The 19279-nt window shown below is 45.1% G+C and carries 13 protein-coding genes; 4 read left to right on the plus strand and 9 right to left on the minus strand.

The window, feature by feature from the left end:
* Nucleotides 1-68 precede the first annotated feature (68 nt).
* From A3712_RS17470 to A3712_RS17505, 8 genes are all read right to left on the minus strand, one after another.
* A complete protein-coding gene (locus A3712_RS17470) occupies nt 69-1064 on the minus strand; it encodes an ABC transporter ATP-binding protein (RefSeq protein WP_063524455.1) in 996 nt (331 codons plus the stop codon).
* An 88-nt stretch (nt 1065-1152) separates the two neighbouring features.
* Nucleotides 1153-2136 carry an ABC transporter ATP-binding protein gene (locus A3712_RS17475; protein ID WP_063524456.1) on the minus strand — a complete coding sequence of 328 codons (984 nt, stop codon included), beginning with the start codon at nt 2134-2136 and terminating at the stop codon, nt 1153-1155.
* Between the two features lie 2 nt (nt 2137-2138).
* The gene (locus tag A3712_RS17480) at nt 2139-3164 is read right to left on the minus strand and encodes an ABC transporter permease (protein ID WP_063524457.1); all 1026 of its coding nucleotides are present in this window, start codon (nt 3162-3164) and stop codon (nt 2139-2141) included.
* A gap of 2 nt (nt 3165-3166) precedes the next feature.
* On the minus strand, nt 3167-4153 hold the full coding sequence (locus A3712_RS17485; protein WP_063524458.1) for an ABC transporter permease: 987 nt from the start codon (nt 4151-4153) through the stop codon (nt 3167-3169).
* Nucleotides 4154-4322: 169 nt separating this feature from the next.
* Entirely contained in the window at nt 4323-6005 is a 1683-nt protein-coding gene (locus A3712_RS17490; protein ID WP_063524459.1) for an ABC transporter substrate-binding protein, read from the minus strand.
* A 699-nt stretch (nt 6006-6704) separates the two neighbouring features.
* On the minus strand, nt 6705-10094 hold the full coding sequence (locus tag A3712_RS17495; protein ID WP_063524460.1) for a response regulator: 3390 nt from the start codon (nt 10092-10094) through the stop codon (nt 6705-6707).
* Nucleotides 10095-10310: 216 nt separating this feature from the next.
* Nucleotides 10311-11333 carry a 16S rRNA (guanine(1207)-N(2))-methyltransferase RsmC gene (gene rsmC / locus A3712_RS17500; protein WP_063524461.1) on the minus strand — a complete coding sequence of 341 codons (1023 nt, stop codon included), beginning with the start codon at nt 11331-11333 and terminating at the stop codon, nt 10311-10313.
* A gap of 110 nt (nt 11334-11443) precedes the next feature.
* Entirely contained in the window at nt 11444-12529 is a 1086-nt protein-coding gene (locus A3712_RS17505) for an AI-2E family transporter (protein WP_063524462.1), read from the minus strand.
* Between the two features lie 76 nt (nt 12530-12605).
* On the opposite strand from A3712_RS17505, the gene A3712_RS28635 reads away from it, so the two are divergent.
* Nucleotides 12606-12731: a hypothetical protein gene (locus A3712_RS28635; RefSeq protein ID WP_269451431.1), complete on the plus strand. Its 126-nt coding sequence runs from the start codon at nt 12606-12608 to the stop codon at nt 12729-12731.
* 131 nt (nt 12732-12862) lie between these two features.
* On the opposite strand, the gene hemL is transcribed toward A3712_RS28635, so the two are convergent.
* On the minus strand, nt 12863-14158 hold the full coding sequence (gene hemL, locus A3712_RS17510) for a glutamate-1-semialdehyde 2,1-aminomutase (RefSeq protein WP_063524463.1): 1296 nt from the start codon (nt 14156-14158) through the stop codon (nt 12863-12865).
* Between the two features lie 296 nt (nt 14159-14454).
* On the opposite strand from hemL, the gene erpA reads away from it, so the two are divergent.
* From erpA to A3712_RS17525, 3 genes are all read left to right on the plus strand, one after another.
* Entirely contained in the window at nt 14455-14796 is a 342-nt protein-coding gene (gene erpA, locus A3712_RS17515) for an iron-sulfur cluster insertion protein ErpA (RefSeq protein ID WP_004738231.1), read from the plus strand.
* A gap of 250 nt (nt 14797-15046) precedes the next feature.
* Nucleotides 15047-16171 (plus strand): efflux RND transporter periplasmic adaptor subunit, encoded by a 1125-nt coding sequence (locus tag A3712_RS17520; RefSeq protein WP_063524464.1) that lies wholly within the window; start codon nt 15047-15049, stop codon nt 16169-16171.
* Nucleotides 16172-16181: 10 nt separating this feature from the next.
* Nucleotides 16182-19274, plus strand: a complete 3093-nt coding sequence (locus tag A3712_RS17525; protein ID WP_063524465.1) for an efflux RND transporter permease subunit — start codon at nt 16182-16184, stop codon at nt 19272-19274.
* Nucleotides 19275-19279: the final 5 nt, after the last annotated feature.

Here is a 19279-nt window from a genome sequence, read left to right on the forward strand (position 1 = left end):
GGCTAGGTACCTGAATTGTGTTGGATATAAGTAGTTAGGGCCCGTAGACCCCAACTCAGTCTTAATGTTTAGCTTTCGTGTAGGTAACAGCGAACGAAGTGGTTCTCTGCTAATTGAGTCACGCCAGGAAGTTGCTCTTTACACTTATCCATTGCGTGAGTGCAACGACCAGCAAATGGACAGCCCACAGATGCAGGCGTCCAAAGCGGGATTTCACCTTTGTTGCCGGCCAGTTGGTCATGGATTGATTTCTTTGGTTCTGGAACCGCTGAAACCAATAGTTGGGTGTAAGGGTGCTGAGGGTTAGCAATAACGTCATCGGTATCGCCCCATTCAACCATGTGACCTACGTACATTACTGACAGGTCTTCAGCGATGTAACGCGCGGTTGCGATATCGTGGGTGATGTAAAGCAGAGACATTTGTTTCTCAAATTTCATCTCTTCCATCAAGTTCAGAACGCCGGCACGAATCGAAACGTCGAGCATTGACGTTGGTTCATCGGCAAGAACGACTTCTGCACCTACTGCGATATTACGAGCAAGGTTTACACGCTGACGTTGGCCTCCAGACAGTTGGTGTGGGTACTTTTTTGCTGTCTCTTTTGGTGGGATTAGGCCAACTTGTTCTAAAAGATCGTATACAAGCTCTTCTAGTTCTCTCTTGTTGCCAGGAGTCACCTTCTTGTGGATCAACAGTGGTCGAGCGATGTGGTGGAAGATGTTATGTGTTGGGTTTAGAGAACCAAACGGGTCTTGCCATACCATTTGCACACCTTCACGGTACTGCATCAGATCTTTACGGCTTGAGATATCTTGAATATCACGACCTTTGTACTCAATGGTGCCGCCCGAAGGTGCGTACATTTTTGCGATCATTTTTGCTGTGGTTGATTTGCCTGAACCAGACTCACCAACAACGGCTAGGCCACGGCTTTTATACATCTTGAATGACACATCGTTAATCGCACGCATCATTGGGGTTTGAATAGTGGTACTGCTTATTGGGAAGTCTTTTACGATGTTCTTACCTTCTACCAATAATTGACCGAAATCTTTGCTCATAATTGTCTCCAGAATCCTTATTCGCTTTGCTTGCTTTTTGGCGGACGAGGCCGCCTTATTCGTTATTCACGCTGAATCAGCGTGCAAGCTATAGCTTCCTTTGTACTATTGGGTCACCATACAGGTGGCAGTTCGACAAGTGTCCCGGCTCGATAGAGCGAAGCTTGGTTGGTACCTTAGTACAGGTTTCATGTACACGGTCACAACGAGCTTGGAAGCGACATCCTTCAGGAATCTCTAATAAGTTCAGAGGGTTGCCTGGAATGCCAGTTAGTTTTGTCTTTGGCCCTGTTAGTGGAGGGAAAGAACTACCCAGCCCTTTGGTGTAAGGGTGGTAAGGGTTTTCTAGAATATCTTGTGAGTTAGCGACTTCGATCAGTTCACCTGAGTACATGATGCCGATGCGGTCAGAGAACTCGACCATTAACGACAAGTCGTGTGTGATAAACAGAATTGAGAAACCAAACTCTTCTTTTAGCGCATAGATTTTTTGTAGGATTTCGCGTTGTACAACCACATCGAGTGCTGTTGTTGGCTCATCCATGATGATCAGTTTTGGATTCAGTGCTAACGCGATAGCAATAACTAGGCGTTGACGCATGCCACCAGAGAATTGGTGAGGGTAGTCACTCAAACGGCTAGGGTGGATATCTACGATTTCCAGTAGGCCTTCTGCGCGCTGTTTAGCTTGCTCACGAGTCATGTTAGTGTGACGCATGATTACGTCACAAAACTGCTCTTCCATTGGTAATACTGGGTTGAGTGCGTTCATCGCACTCTGGAATACCATCGACATCTCACTCCAACGGAACGCTTGCATACGTTCATCACTGTATTTAAGAATGTTTTCACCATTGAAGATAACCTCACCACCACTGATGTAAGCTGGCGGCTTATGAAGGCGCATAAGTGAGAAAGCAACGGTTGATTTACCACAACCTGATTCACCGGCCAGACCAAACACTTCACCAGGCGCGATATCGAAGCTAACGTTGTTACACGCACGCACATCGCCTGACTCTGTGATGTAATCCACGCATAAGTTGCGGATAGAAATTAGTGGTTCAGACATGATTATTTATCTCCGCTCCAAAGTGCATTTTGTGGTATTAGTTCTGGTTCGCGTTCTTGTTTGTCTTGAGCTGCAAGCTTCTTCCAACGCTTCATACCTTTGTGAGAGCGTAGTTGCGGGTTAGCAATCTCATCGACAGCGAAGTTAAGCAGAGCAAGGCCTGTTACTAGCATTGTCAGTGCGATACAAGGAGCTAGCAGTTCCCACCAAGCGCCAATCAGCATTGATGAAGAGGTTTGAACGTTGTAAAGCATGATGCCCCAGCTGATTGTGTTCGGGTCACCAAGACCTAGGAACGAGATCGTTGCTTCCATCATGATTGCGTACATTACTGAGCCGATGAAACTTGCACCTACGATAGAGATAAGGTTTGGCAGAATCTCAACGAAGATGATGCGAATTGGAGACTCACCAAGCACTTCCGCTGCTTTAACAAACTCTTTTTCACGCAGTGCTAGAGTTTGGGAGCGAACAACACGAGCACCCCAGGCCCAGGACATAAAGCCGATAACCAAGGTTATTGTCAGTGGCCCTGCCTCACCGATAAAGGCTGCTACCACGAACAGTAATGGGTATTGAGGGATAACCAGCATGATGTTCATTGCAGCGGTTAGTACATCATCCACACGACCACCGAAGTAACCTGCCGAAACACCGATAACGGTTGCTAGTAGACATACTGTTAGACCAGCACCGAAGCCTACTGATAGTGATACGCGTGCGCCGTATACCACTTGTGACCAAACATCACGGCCCATACGAGTCGTACCCAATACGTGGTCAGCCTTTTTAGACATAATCAGTGTGCGACGGTCGTCTGCAAGGTTTTGTGCCACCCAACCGTTCGGGCTAGCTTGTGCAGACTTAACAACAAAGCCAGGGTACTCGTGTGGGTTACCTGTACGCTTGTCTGGTGCATGTTTGGTGATCAGTGGAGCCGCAAGAGCGCCAAGAACAAAGATACTTAGAATGATGACGCCTGTTAGGGCCATCGGGTTACGCCAAATGAGTTTCAGAAAGTCTTTCATGATTATTTACCACCCTTACGAAGACGAGGGTCAAGAACTACGTAAAGCATGTCTGCAACCAAGTTAAAGAACAGCATGAATAGCGTCATGATAAGTAGCTGACCTTGCAGTACTTGGTAATCACGAGCGTTAATTGCGTTGAAAAGTACGCTCCCAAGACCTGGGTAGTTGAAGATGATTTCGATAATTAGCTGCCCACCGATTGCCATACCTAGTGACATAGAAAGTGCGGTCACACTTGGTAGCATTGCGTTACGTGCTGCGTAGTTGAATACCACTCGGTTTTCGCTCAGGCCTTTGCCTTTCGCCATAGTGATGTAGTCTTCAGCAAGCAGGTTGATCATGTTGTTACGCATGTTCACTAGGAAGCCGCCAATTTGAACAACTGAAGCACAGAACAGTGGTAAGAAAGCGTGGTATGCAACATCTTTAATGAATGCCCAGCTTGTCCAATCAGGCACAGTACCAGCGGTATAAGCGTAACCCGTTGGGAACCACTTCAAACCGATTGCAAAGGTAAATAGTGCAATCATCGCGATAACGACTTGAGGAACGGCTTGTAGAATCAGCATTCCTGGTGTCACAAAGGCATCGTATTTACTGCCACGTTTCCATGCCGCGAAAATACCTAGGATTGAACCGATAGAGAAAGAGAGAATTACAGCGGTACCAGCTAAGAACAGCGACCAGCCGAATGCTCCACCCAACAATGAGTTTACAGAAAGAGGGTAGAATTGAATCGATGTACCAAGCTCCCAGCTTAGAATATTCTTCATGTATGCTACGTATTGAATAAAATAGCCGCCATCAACGAAACCTAATAGCTCTTTCATTGCAGCAATACGTTCTGGAGTAACTTGTACAGAAGCGTTCGCAAACATCATGGTAACTGGGTCACCAGGCATTGCTCTTGGAATAATAAAGTTTAACGTCGCTGCAACTAATAGCGCGACAAAATAAAATGACAAACGTCTTAAAAAATAACCCATAACTCACACCTTACTCACCCAGATTGTTTCCCTGTTTCTGGATTCAGGTCGCTCCTAGCGAAATTTGGAACGAAAAATCCCCTGACGACGAGCGCCATACTTTCAATTGAGAATGTGGGGATTTTTATAAGCGGCGTAAGAGATTACGCCGCAAGGATTGAACGATTACTTATTTAACTGGTTTTAAGTCCAGTACATGAAGTAGACGTTCTGGAATACCAGCCCAAATTTGTGGGCGGCCTTTTGGATTTTCTTCGTTCCACCAACCAGTGAAGCGAGTTGTGTTGTATTGGTACATGTAAGCACCAGACATCACAGGGATTGTCACTTGGTCTGCAGCGATGATTTGCTGGATACCGTGTGCAATATCTAGCTGTTTGTTCTTATCAGCTGTTTTGTAGAAGCTGTTTAGAAGACCATCTAGTTTATCGTTTTTGTAGAAGTGCATGGCGAAACGAGGCATACCGTCACCAGATTGTAGTGATGAGTTGTAAGCACTGTTCCAGTACGTGTATGGATCCGCACCGTGGAAGTAGTTTGTGTATGCTACGTCGTATGTACCTTCTAGCATTGCTTGGTTGTATACAGAGAAGTCTGGCGTACGAGCTTTTGCTTTGATGCCAACTTCGTTTAGCTGTTCTACCGCTAGTTGAACTGTGTTGTTAAAGTCAGTCCAGCCGTTTGGCGACTGGATCATTAGTTCGAAAGACTTACCAGATGGAGTGTCAACAAAACCATCGTTGTTTACATCTTTGAAGCCAGCGTTAGCAAGAAGCTTCTTCGCGCCTTCAGCGTTGTAAGTGTTAAAGCCTTTGTACTTGTTGTGAGTCTTTTCATCAGACCAAGCTTCGAATGCGTAGCCAAGGCCAGATGCGAAGTCGTTCACTGTACCGCCACCGTAGAATGCGATGTCGATGATAGTTTGACGGTCAAGCGCCATGGAGAAGGCACGACGGAATTCAACATTGCTTAATGCTTCATGCTTTGCAGCATCTGGATGCTTGAAGTTTACAACGAAAGCTTGTGTACCTGCTGGCGGGTACCAGTAGTGGTGTTTAGGGCTGGCTGCAGCGTATGTACGGTCGATATCTGGAACGAAAGAAGACGTCCAGTCCATTTCACCGTTTACGATTTTACCTAGGAATTGGTCGTTATTCGCAATTTGTGGAACGCGCAGACAGTCAACATCTAGGTTGTCTGCATCCCAGTAATTTGGGTTTGCACACTGAATATATAGTTGCGAAGTAAATGTATCGATTTCTGTAAATGGACCAGAACCTACCGGGTTTTCATTAGTAAACGTTGATGGATCTTTGACGTCTTTCCAGATGTGCTTTGGTACTACAGGTACTTTAGCAATTTCGTAAGGTGCATTCGAGTTGGCTTCTGTTAGGTTGAATTTAACTTGATAGTCGTTAAGCTTTTCTACGGAAGTTACCCAAGAGTTGATACCAGATTGGTCAAGTTCTGGTCTCTCTTTTACAAGGTTGAAAGAAAAAACAACATCATCAGCAGAGAAAGTTTCCCCATTAGACCACTTAACAGCCTTACGAATGTCGAAAACAACGCTCATCAGATCATCTGACATTTTGAAGTTTTCAGCGAGACGGAACACTGGAGTGTTACCGTGCATTTCGTTAAATACAACTAATGGTTCGTAGAGGAAATCCCAAGTTGTATGTAAATGAGTTGCGCCTAAATACGGGTTAAAGTTACGTACAAAGGTAGTGAACTCTTTGGGGTGAATAGTCAGTTCGCTGCGTTCTGCAGCTGTTGCTACTGATGCAAAACCTGTTGTAGCAGTTGCAATAATTGCTGTTGCTAGGGCTGTTTTTTTTATATTGGCAAGCATAGCTGTTCCTTACTATTTGCTTTCATTTCACTAATGGATTGAATGTTATCTATCGCTACTTGGTTAGTAGGTACACACTCTGGTTAAAGGCCTACCTCTTCTTCGTTGCTCCAGATTCATCGCTGTTTCTGAGAAGTGGTAAGAGTGGCCTGTAGGCCTTTCGCAGGAGTAAGAAAACACCTTATCGATGAATTAATCAAACTCGTTTCCCGTCAAAAACGTTAAAAACAGATAAACTCACGTCGTTAACGTCAAAATAGGGCGCTTTGGTGGTTTTTTGTTCGTGATTGTTAGGGTGATGTGACTCGCAACTAGTTGAGTGTTGAATATTGAATGTAAGTGATTACTTACACTTTGTGTTTTTAAAGATGGTGATTATTTCTAATTTAATCTAATTGTAGATCTTGGTCACTTACTCATTTTACGTTAAATTTTTCGAGAAAATTAAATCTACCGTTCTGTTGTGACTCGCTTCTCAAACTGCAACAAATAGTCAGGCTGCGGTTAGAATCGATGGAGAATAGAGCGAAAATTGGTAGCTGGTGCCGATACTAATTACGTCGAAATAGCGTGATATTTCTCTTGTTTAAAGCTGTAAAAGAAGTGGGTGTGAACGGCTCTAATTGTGCTTTTTTAACACTCTTATATGTACAAAAAAGCCCACGCAAGGTGGGCTAATAGAGTGATGTTAGTTCTGGGTTAACTGGTCAGCAATTTCTGCAGTTTGTCTCTGAGCATCTCAATGTGCGTTCTCTCTGGTGTCTGCTCTTTACAGTGTTCGAGAATGAACTCGATAGAGCTTAGAACTGTTCGCCAGCGAGGTGTTTTAGGCAGCGTTTCTACACGTAGATATTTGTCTAACGTTCGCGTTTGTAGTGTGCTTCTGTCTAGATAAACGCGCCATAGACCGCTCTTCTCTGCGAACGCAAACTTGGTTTCTCCGGTAACCGATTCCCAGTAAAGGATGGCGTTGGTCATCGCGTCGACTAAAACTTCACGCATTAACTCCTGTTTGTTTTTACCTTCTCCAGTGGCTTTATCTGCCAGACGAGTAAATTCACCACCGAGTTCTTTTAATTGTTGCAGTTTGTCCTTATCACCTTCAAAGGCATAGCTAGAAAGCGCTTCAACAGCCGTCTCAAGGTTATTAATACGGTTTGAGCTAACACCACCGCCAACATTGAAGATGTACATGGTGTCTAGCCCTGAGCCTTCAGGTAACTTGAGGATGTCACTCGGTATCCGCTGACGAGTGTCATCTATATAGATGTCGATATCGCCACAGTAGTGTGCTTGTTCCACCTTAAGGTATTTAGGCGCGATGATCTCGTCGGCCATTGAACGCTTGAGTTGCTCTTGCCCACGTCTAAATAGCTTTGCTGCGGCTTCGTTGGCAAAGCGAATGCGTTGGTCATCACGAATGCAGATGATGGCCTCTGGCGCTGATTCTAGTTGCTCAAGTAAACGTCCCTGAGTTTCTAGCAAATTAGCTTCAACCATCGCTCTGTGCTTGAGTTCGAGTTGTAGTTGGTCGTTCTCAAGGCGTCTCTGCTCAGCTTTACTTGCTGATAGATGTGCTGTGATTCGAGCGGCTAGTTCTTGTTTGTTGAATGGCTTAGACAAATAGTCATTAGCGCCAGCTTCGAAACCGCGTACACGGTCTTCTGCTTGGTTGAGAGTGGTCAGCATTATGATCGGTAGTTGCGCATGGTCATATTGCTTACGCAGTGTTTCACACACTTGATAGCCGCTCATGCCCGGCATCATGATATCAAGCAGCAGTAGCTCTGGCTTCTCTTTTTCAATTAGTTCAATGGTTTCAGGGCCATCGCAGGCTGTACGTACTCGATAACCTTCTAGTTTTAAGAAGCTGTCTAAGACACGAAGGTTAACGGGTTCATCATCGGCGATAACCAGTAGCGGACCATCAGGGTTCTCATTGATGACGCTGTTTTCCTGCTGCGTGTTATCAATCAAATCAGGCGCTTTGAAGTGTGAGTAGCTTCCTGATTCGTTGTAGTTTTTAAGTTCTTCTTCTGTGGCTAAAGGCAGAGTGAAGCTGAATGTGGTGCCAAGCATTGGCTGGCTACTTACGTATAGTGAACCACCCATTAACTCAATTAACTGACGGCTTATCGACAGACCAAGGCCTGCACCTTGGCGATAGTTACTGGCGTCTTGGCCTGCTTGAATCAGAGGTTCGAAGATATGCTCAAGGTACTCTGCTGGTATGCCTTGACCTGTATCGACCACTTGCACACGAATGTTGTCATCGATAACGCTTGCAGAGATAACGATTTTACCTTCTGATGTATACTTGATCGCATTGCCGACCAAGTTATACATCACCTGCTCAAGGCGCTGAGGATCGGACGACACTAGCCCTAAATCGCTTGGTACTTGGTTAATGATACGAATCGGTTTATTACCCAATAGGTGGTGAGATAGCTCGAGCACCAAGCTAGTGGCTGCAGATAGATCAACGGCAGATTTTTTAATGTCCAAACTGCCGTAACGCATCTTGTGATAATCAAGCAGATCATCAACCAAGGTTGCTAGTCGCTGACCACTATTGATAATGATATCCAGCTGGTATTTCTGGTTAGCCGGGATAGGGCCATTCGCACCTGATATTAGTGCTTCAGCAATACCAACCATACCGTGCAGAGGTGTTCTCAACTCGTGTGAAGTGGTTGCTAAGAATTCATCTTTGAGTTTATTGGCTAGCTGCAATTCATCATTTTGTTTCTGAATGGTCTTAAGGTTATCCTCAAGTTCATCATTTTGACTCTTGATCAGCTGCATCTTGTCACGAATTGAACGTTGCATTCGCTCAAAGCTGACTGCCAAGCGACCAATTTCGTCTTTGCGCTCGGTATTGATCATAGTTTCATCAAGATCGCCAGCGGAGACTTTTTCGGCTGCCCATGTCAGTTTAAGCAGCGGTGAGGTGATGAAGTTTGATAAATAGTGTGATGCAACTACCACCAGAATGATTGCCGTGAGCATCACGATAACGAAAATCTTTTCAAGCTGGTGAATACGTGCGAAGGCTTCTTTTTCCGGAAGCTCAACGATCAAAGCCCAAGTGGCGTACTTGAGTTCAATAGGTGTATAAGCTGCGATGATGGCTTGATTCTGGGTGTTATCGAATGTGCCAACTGCGGTTTCGCCTGCCAGTGCTTTGTCCACCACATCTAGGCTTAGGTTGATAGATTCTTGCGAATGAGCAAGGCTACGAGGTAAGTGGTCACTACCAACGAGCAGAGTCTGGATGTTAGAACTCTTGTTTAGATCGGCAATCAGCTTAGTGATACCGTTGATTGGCAGCCTAAACATCGCGTAACTGTGTAAATAACCTTGCTGCACTATAGGTGCACCTAGCCATGCTGTTTGTTTACCGTTCTCATCTTTAAAGTCTGAGACAATAACTGGCGTGTAATCTTCGTTGGATTTACGTCGGTCAGTGACGTCTTTAGCTAGTCGCTTGAATGTAATACCTAGGTTTGAGTCCTTGTATTTACCGGTTAGCAAGTTCGTGCCGTAATCGTCATTCTTAAAGACGGAGTAAGCGACGTTACCGTTGATATCAACCAATAAAATGTCGTCAAAATCAGAGCGTTTAAGCAACTCTAGATACGCGTTATGGTAGCGCTTATGCAGCAAGCGATAACGCTCACTGCCAATATAGCTGCTCGATTCTGGAAGAATGGATGTTTTGATCTGATCACCAGAACTTTGAATGTAACGTTGCTGAGCATTGCTGCGAGCTTCGTCAATATCCAAACCCAAACGCTGGAAAGCATTGATCAAGCCATAGAAGCGTCCACCACTGGCATTGGCGAGTTCTGAGCGAACAAAGCCCATCACTTGGGATTCTTGAGCCTGTAGGTAGTCGACAATCTGTTGTTGCTTAGTATCACGAACAGAAACAAGGTGCGAAGTGCTTTGTTCCTGAAGATCCTGACTGTGCGATTGAAGGAAAAATATCGCGATAAGTGTCACTGGAGTAATACTGAGGACAAGAAATGCCAGCATTAGGGTGTTTTGAAGGCGCTTAAACTTCTGCTTACGATAAAATCTAAACATAAATTGGGTACTACTTTCCTTTGATGTACTGCTAAAAGGGCCGAAAACAAGTACAGAGAATAGAATTAATGGTTTCCAATTTAACGAAATTAACGAGTTTTTTTACTTTGACAAGTAAGTGGTATTTAAAGCGTGTGCAAAAGCTCACTTTTACAGACTTTAGATAAAAACATGAACAGACAGCGCAGATAATGACCCTGCGCTGTGCTGGAGAGGCTACTTGTTTGCGTGGTAGATCGCGAATTTAGTAGTCTTATTTAGAGTCGCGCATTTTCCAAATGCTTGCTCAATAATCGGGATGTATTTTAAAAAGCTGTTGGCAACAATGATCAGCTCACCAGAACGGTTTAAATACTGTGGAGCCTGTGCCAGAAGGGTTTCTGTTGCACTGTAGCTCGTATCCAAGCCTGAGTGGAATGGTGGGTTGCTGATAATGAATTGATAGTCTTGCGCTGTATCAGAGTAGACATCAGAAGCGAAAACTTTGCCCGTTAATCCATTCGCTTCCAGGGTTGCTTGGCTAGACGCCACTGCAAATGCACTGATGTCACACATCTCAAGTTCAATACCAGGGTTGCGAGAGGCCATCACTGCACCGAGTACACCGGCACCGCAACCGAAGTCCAGCACTTTCCCCTTTAACGTTGACAAAGTATCGAGCAGAAGTTTGCTACCGACATCGAATTCACCATGGCTAAAGACACCTGGCAGACTTTTTACGGTAAGTGATTGCTCACCAATGTTCACCGAGTAAGTTTTAAACCAGTCTTGTAGGTCAAAAGCGGCTGGCTGCTCAAAGCATTGACCCCAGTAGAAAGAGCAACGACGCGCTGAATCGTATTTTGCGACCTTACCGTAAGCGGTAAACATTTTCTCGATGCTTTTCACACCAGAGCGGTTCTCACCAACCACAACAATCTCAGTATCTTTGCCTAGTTTGGCAAACAGCATCGCCAGCAAAAACTCAGCTTCAGCTTTTGCTTTTGGCCAGTACAGCATCACCAAGTTAGCTTTGGTCTCTTCGGTAAACTCAGCACCGTAAAAACGTTGAATAGTACTGTAGCCTTCAAGCTGACGGTAGTAGCTGTAGTTTGAAGTAAATACAGAAACAGACTCACAGTGTTTTGCTAACTCAACAGGGAATAAGTCTTCAGCCTCACCGGCAACTAAAACATGTTTGCCTTCAAAGTAGGCAAGTTGGCGCTCAGCAATCTGGCTTGGGGCAATATAAGCTGACATAGGACACTCTATTGAATTGTTAGCAAAAAATGAGGGCGGATTTTCGCATAATCCGCCCAAAGCTTGAAGTGTTTAATACTCGTTCGGCAAGTAAGTGATTGAAGAGCGGTTTAACTCTTGTCTTGCTGATTTAAAAAGTCCTTAAACTCTTCATCGTAGATGTTAAATAGAACAATGGTAATCGCAAAAATCAGCGGGCCGTAGATAAGACCAATCAGTCCGAATAGTTGGATACCACCCAGTAGCGAGAAGAAAATCATCAGGGTGTTCATACCCGCACTGCCTTGCATTAACAGCGGTCGTAGTAGGTTATCTATCGAACCAACAATTGCCACGCAGTAAACTGTCAAGAAGATAGCCCAAGTCGTGTCACCGGTTAAGAACAAGTAAGCCGCCGCTGGGATCCAGATGAGCGCAGTACCGACCACTGGAATGAAAGAGGCAAAACCCATCATGGTGCCCCAGAACAGTCCTGGGAAGCCAGCAATCCACATACCGAAACCACCAGCTATACCTTGTGCAATTGCAGTTAGGAATGATCCCATCACTGCTGATTTCGATACTTGCTCAATCTCAGCGAGAAGTTTGTCTTCTTGGCTGCGAGACAGAGGAAGAATGTGGCGAACTACGCTGATGATTTTGTCATGATCTCTCAGCAGGAAAAACAGAACGAACAGCATCAAGAAGAAGTCCATCAAGAAGTTGGTCGCATCACCAAGGATCTTCGCACTAATGCCGACAAGCTTAGAGCCAAAGCTTGTCGCGAACTCACCAACTTTCTGTGCGATTGCTTTCGGTTCAATGTTATCGAAAGGCAGGTAGTTATTAATGAGAGATAACGCTTTAACCACGATAGGGTGCTCAAACAGGGTTTGAATACCGCCATGTGTGACCCATTGATAGGTGTTTTGAGAAAATAGAGAGCCTTGCTGCACGATCGCTGCAAATACTGCCAGTAAAGGGATAACAATAATAAAGGTTAAGATCACACAAGATAGCAATGAGACTAGATTTGCTTTGTTCGGGATCTTCTTTTCAAGCCACTCATGGATCGGAAACATTAATAATGAAATGATGAAGGCCATTACGATTGAGTTAACGTATGGTTCTATAAGTAAGTAACAAGCATAAGCCGCGGCGAGCAGCGCAATGATGATTACCCAGTGACTGGAATTGATTTTAATTTTTTCTGACACGGTAATGGTCTCTATATTTGCGTTCTAAGTTTATAATGGCTGTAAAACAGAGAGTTAGCAATGAGGAGTTTTGATAATGGGATGCTGTAACAAAGACAAGAAATGCCAAGATAAAGAGCAGCAAACGAAAAAAGAGATCCCTTGGTTCAGAATGTTCCTTGGTACGCTCATGCTGTTGGTTTTCTTGTTCTGGGAACGTTAACCGCTTTGCCGACATAGGTCGACGTATGTGACAGAGTGAATTCCCTTCATAAGTTGAGTGCTATCCATTAAAAAGGGCTGCGTTAATGCAGCCCTAAATTCAATCAGTTAGCGACTTATTTGCGCTTTTGATTATTGGCTCTCTGCAGCAATAATAGCAAGAGAACGGTCAGCGGCTTCTAGTGTCGCTTCAATCTCTTTTGAACCGTGAGCAAGAGATGTAAAGCTTGCTTCGAATGCAGAAGGAGCAAGGTATACACCGTGCTCTAGCATGAGGTGGAAGAAGCGCTTGAAGCGTTCTACATCACACTTAGTTACATCTTCGTAGCATGTTACTGCTTCTTGCTCAGTGAAGAAGAAACCAAACATGCCGCCAACTTGGTGAACTAGCATTGGAATGCCGTGCTTGTCAGCTAGTTGCTTGAAGCCATACGCTAGCTGCTTAGTTTTTGATGCTAGACGCTTCTCGTTGCCTTCTTCACGTAGAAGGTTCAGACATGCATAGCCCGCAGCCATTGCTACTGGGTTACCTGAAAGAGTACCAGCTTGGTAAACTGGGCCCGTAGGTGCGATGTATTGCATCACGTCTTTACGACCACCAAAAGCACCCACTGGCATACCGCCACCGATAACTTTACCAAGACACGTTAGGTCTGGCTTGATGTTGTAGTAAGCCTGTGCACAGCCTTCAGCAACACGGAAACCTGTCATCACTTCATCAAAGATCAGTAGCGCACCTTCTTGGTCACAGATCTCACGTAGACCTTCGTGGAAGCCTTCTACTGGTGGAATACAGTTCATGTTACCCGCTACAGGCTCAACGATGATACAAGCGATCTCACCTTTGTTTGCTTCAAACAGCTCACGTACAGAGTCTAGGTTGTTGAATGTTGCCGTTAGTGTGTGTTTAGCGAAGTCTGCTGGTACGCCTGGAGAGCTTGGCTGACCTAGAGTCAGAGCCCCAGAACCTGCTTTTACAAGTAGGCTGTCTGCGTGGCCGTGGTAGCAGCCTTCAAACTTAAGAATTTTGTCACGGCCAGTAAAGCCACGAGCAAGGCGAATTGCACTCATCGTTGCTTCAGTACCTGAGCTAACCATACGTAGCTGTTCCATTGAAGGAACCATCTCAGACACAAGCTCAGCCATTTTGATTTCAGTTTCAGTTGGAGCACCGAAGCTAAGACCACGTTGAGCCGCTTCAATTACTGCATCACGGATAACAGCGTGGTTGTGACCAAGGATCATTGGACCCCAAGAGCCAACATAGTCGATATATGCTTTACCATCAGCATCAAAAATAAGTGGGCCATCAGCGCGTTCTACGAAGATTGGAGAACCACCTACGCCATTGAATGCACGAACTGGAGAGTTTACGCCACCAGGAATAGTTTGCTGTGCTTTTTCGTACAGCTCTGCTGATTTGGTCATTGATATATCCTCTTTTGAATGTCGGACCAATTGGCAGGCATTGTACCTATCCATAATCCAACTAGGAATGGTTTAGCTGATATAATCGCCCGAATCTGATTATTTTGTGTGGTTGCACATTCATTTTGTTTTTATTTGATGAGTTTTTAGCAGGAAAAACGGCGATCAGGTGGTGAATACTTGAACGTTTCAGTCAGGTATTGGATAATCAGCAGAATATAAGAAAATACTCAACAACTATGGTCTCGAATTAGATTTGTATCATGTTGTTTTTGACACAGGTAAGAGAGGTTGTCGTGAGCGAAGCAAATATCCCATTGTCTTTTTCTGATGCAGCAGCTACCCGCGTACAAACGCTGATTGCTGAAGAAGAAAACCCAGAGCTAAAACTGCGTGTATACATTACAGGTGGTGGTTGTAGTGGTTTCCAATACGGCTTCACATTCGATGAAAAAGTAAATGATGGCGACACTACTATTGTAAACAGTGGCGTAACGCTGGTTGTCGATCCAATGAGCCTACAATACCTAATGGGTGGCGTGGTTGATTACACTGAAGGCCTAGAAGGTGCACGTTTCTTTGTGAACAACCCAAATGCAACAACTACATGTGGTTGTGGTGCATCATTCAGCGTATAGGCCGAGATTAACGTCGCTTAATTGAAAGCCATATTCGAAGCATCGTAAACGCTGAACTTATGTTCGGCGTTTTTGTTTTTTATCCCCTTCATTTTTACCTCCCTTTAGTACACGGCATATTTTTAAACTGTCGATAACGTGCTCAACTTTATTTCTCCTGTCCTGTTAATATTATTTATTTGTATCAGTGAGTCTCTTGCGAGGCTGTTGCGCCAATTAATGCACCTAATGCGCCAGAAAAGGATTTGTTATGCCCACTCTACCTTCTAACTCAGCACTTTTTCAGAAGCTTAAGCAGCCATGGTTAGTTTCTTTGATTTTAGTGATGTTGCTTTCTACCTGGCTGTGTTTAGGTGTGGGACAAGCCGAAGAGTCGCCTGAACGCAAAGCGACAGAGATTCCATTAGCCAAGGTTTCCTACCAAACATTTATCTCATCACCCACCTTTAGAACCATTGATTTATACGGTCGAACAGCACCAGATCGACACGCACGCCTAGGCGCAGAAGTTGCAGGTAAGGTCGTTAGGTTGAACGTTGCCAAAGGTGATAGCGTTAAAGCAAGCCAAGCCATTGCTCAGATCGATAAAGGCGACTTGGAAATACAGTTAGAACGAGCATCGGCTCTGTATCGCCTAAAGCAGAAAGAATTTAAAGCGGCGCAGTCACTGAAGAAAAGAGGGCTGCAAGGGGAAATTGCTTACACCACTGCAGAGGCCTCTTTGACAGAAGCGAAGGCTATGATGCGCAATGCGGAGTTGGCTTTAAAGAATACTGTTATTACTTCGCCTTTTTCGGGTGTGGTTCAAGATTTAATGGTCGAGTTGGGTGATTTCGTTGGCGTAGGCGATCCCGTTGCCAGCGTGATTGACCTCGATCCTCTGGTGATTGAAGCGGATGTCAGTGAGCGTCATATTCAGCATCTGTTAGCTAATCAAGATGCATTGGTTCGTCTACTTGGCAGAGATGAAGTAGAAGGGCGATTGCGTTATGTGTCTCGAATCTCTTCAGCTTCTACTAATACCTTCCCAATCGAGATTGAAATCGATAACTCTAAAGGCCTACTGCCTGCTGGTGTGAGCGCTGAAGTGAAGCTCAACTTAGAAACACGAGACGCTATTAAGGTGACACCTGCTATGTTGGCATTGGATGAAGCCGGAAATCTCGGGGTTAAAACATTGGTGTCAGTCGGTGATACACCAAGTGTGGAATTTGTTGGTATACAGCTCGTTAAGGCAGAGCAAGATGGCGTGTGGCTCACTGGGTTGGGTCAACAGGTCGATATTATTACCGTCGGACAAGGCTTTGTTCGTGATGGTGATTCGGTGATTGCAGTTGAGCAAGGTGCTGATCTCTCAAGTTCAGTGGCTGAGTAGGAGGTAACCTATGTATTCAATTATTGATGCAGCCTTGTCTAGTGCTCGTACCATGCTTTCTCTGTTGGTACTCATCTTGGTCGCAGGTGTTATTACCTATATCACGATCCCCAAAGAATCGAGCCCAGATATCACTATCCCGATTATCTACGTTTCCGTTGGGCACCAAGGGATATCACCAACCGATGCTGAGCGCTTGTTGGTACGACCTATTGAGCAAGAACTTAGATCCATCGAAGGCGTAAAAGAGATGAATTCAACCGCCGCAGAAGGACATGCTTCTGTAGTGTTGGAATTTAATGTTGGGGTTGATCTCACCAAAGCGATGGCAGATGTGCGTGACGCCGTTGAGCTTGCCAAGCCAAAACTCCCAGAAGACAGTGATGAGCCGACCGTAAATGAAGTAACTCTTGCTTCTGAGGAACCAGTGCTATCTGTCGTGTTATTCGGTACCGTTCCTGAACGCACTATTGTACAAATTGCCCGAGAGCTAGGAGATAAATTAGAGAGCTATCGCCAAATACTAGAGGTCGATATTGCAGGTGATAGAGAAGACATCGTTGAAATCATCGTAGATCCTCTGCTTATGGAAAGTTATAGCCTAGACCAAGCGGATATCTATAACATGATTGCATTGAACAATCGAGTGGTTGCCGCCGGTTTTGTTGATACGGGCTACGGTCGTTTCTCGGTCAAAGTTCCTTCGGTATTTAACTCTTTAAAAGATGTGCTTGAGCTACCGATCAAAGTGGATGGCAAACAGGTCGTTACTTTTGGTGATGTGGCGACAGTACGCCGAGCATTTAGAGATCCGGAGAGCTTTGCTCGCTTAGATGGCAAGTCTGCGGTGGTCTTGGATATCAAGAAGCGTGCTGGTGAGAACATCATTGAAACGGTTGAGCTGGTGAAAGCGGTAATGGCTAGTGCTCAGCAGCAAGCCGAGTGGCCAAATAACCTGCTGGTCAAGTACACCAAAGATGAATCTAAAGATGTGAAGATTATGCTCAATGATCTGCAAAACAATATCCTATCCGCCATTATTCTGGTGGTGATCGTTATCATCGCTATTCTTGGTGTGCGTACTGCTTTGTTAGTGGGTATTTCTATTCCCGGCTCATTCCTAACAGGGTTACTCGTCCTCTCGGTATTCGGTTTGACCGTTAACATCGTAGTGCTGTTTTCGCTGATTATGGCAGTCGGAATGCTGGTGGACGGCGCGATTGTGGTGACTGAATTCGCAGATAGAAGGATGCAAGAGGGAGAAGGGCGTAAAGATGCCTACCGAGATGCAGCCAAGCGGATGGCATGGCCGATAACGGCATCAACCGCAACGACTTTAGCAGCGTTTGCTCCGCTATTGTTCTGGCCTGACGTGACGGGCGAATTTATGAAGTTCTTACCGCTAACCCTGATCGCGACTTTAACGGCTTCATTGATTATGGCGCTGTTGTTTGTGCCGGTGTTAGGTGGTTTGATTGGTAAACCTCAGTACGTTTCACCTCAGAATCAAGCTCGAATGGTCGCCTTGCATAACGACGACTTTTCTCAAGCGACAGGCTTAACTAAGGCGTATTACCACACACTTTCTTTAGCGATTAAGCATCCGTTTAAAATTATCTTTAGCGCTATATTGCTTGCGGTTGCAGTCGGATTTACTTACTCCAAAGCTGGCTTAGGTGCCGAGTTTTTCCCAGAGGTCGATCCGCCATTTTTTAACGTTAAAGTGCGCTCTCATGGTGATCTTTCTATTCAAGAAAAAGATGACATCATGCGTGATATTGAGCAAGTGATGTTGAATCATGAAGAGTTCGATACCGTTTATACGCGTACCGGTGGTGACGACCAGATTGGCTTGATCTCGATTACGCCTGTCGACTGGCAATATCGCCGCAGCGTGAAAGCGATCATTGAAGAGTTAAAGCAACAAACCGACCAGTACGCTGGCGTTGAGATCGAATATAAGTTCCCAGACGCAGGGCCTCCAGTTGAAAATGACTTGGTGATCGAGCTCTCAGCTAAAACACCAGAGCAGCTCAATCAGGCAGCAAAGATCGTGAGAAGTTGGGCGGATGGTAATCAAACACTAACCAATATCAGCGATACAGCAAGTAAAGATGGTATCGATTGGAAGGTGGATATCCGCCGTGACGATGCCGCGCGTTTTGCCGCTGATGCTACCTTGGTGGGTAATACCGTTCAATTCGTGACTAATGGATTAAAGATCGGTGATTATCTTCCTGATGACTCAGCAGAAGAAGTCGATATCTTGGTGCGTTATCCGAATGATAAAAGGGATATCGGACGTTTCGACCAGCTAAGAGTCAAAACGCCAGCTGGTTTGGTTCCAATAACTAATTTTGCTCAGATCATTCCAGACCACAAGCAAGACACCATCAAACGTCTTGATGGCAAGCGAGTCGTTAATATTATGGCAGATATGGAAGAAGGGTATAACCTTGCTCTCGAGCTACCAAAGATCGAGCAGGCGTTAAGTGAACTAGGGCTACCAGATAGCGTAGGCTTTCGCATTCGCGGTCAAAATGAAGAGCAAGAGAACTCTTCAGCCTTTTTACAAACTGCATTCTTAGTGGCTCTAGCGGTGATGGCTTTGATTCTTATCACTCAGTTCAACAGCTTCTATCAAGCCTTCTTAATTCTAAGTGCTGTCTTGTTCTCTACGGTTGGCGTATTCGTTGGGTTGCTTATCTTCCAGCGTCCGTTTGGTATTGTGATGTCTGGTATTGGGGTGATTGCGTTAGCTGGAATTGTGGTGAATAACAATATTGTGCTGATCGATACCTATAACCAGTTGGTTAAAAGAGGCTTAGATAAGCGAGATGCAATTCTAAGAACCGGTGTGCAACGTTTAAGGCCAGTAATGCTGACTACCGTCACAACCATTTTAGGATTGATGCCGATGGTGCTTGAGATGAACATCGATCTGATTAATCAAAAGATAGAATTCGGAGCGCCGAGTACGCAGTGGTGGTCACAGCTTGCGACCGCTATAGCTGGTGGTTTGGCGTTTGCCACGGTGCTGACCTTGGTGCTGACTCCTTGCTTGTTGATGCTAGGGCGCAACAACAAACCCGAAAAACACTAGATGGG

Origin of the sequence: Vibrio sp. HI00D65, assembly GCF_001635455.1 — a bacterium.
Lineage (GTDB): Bacteria > Pseudomonadota > Gammaproteobacteria > Enterobacterales > Vibrionaceae > Vibrio.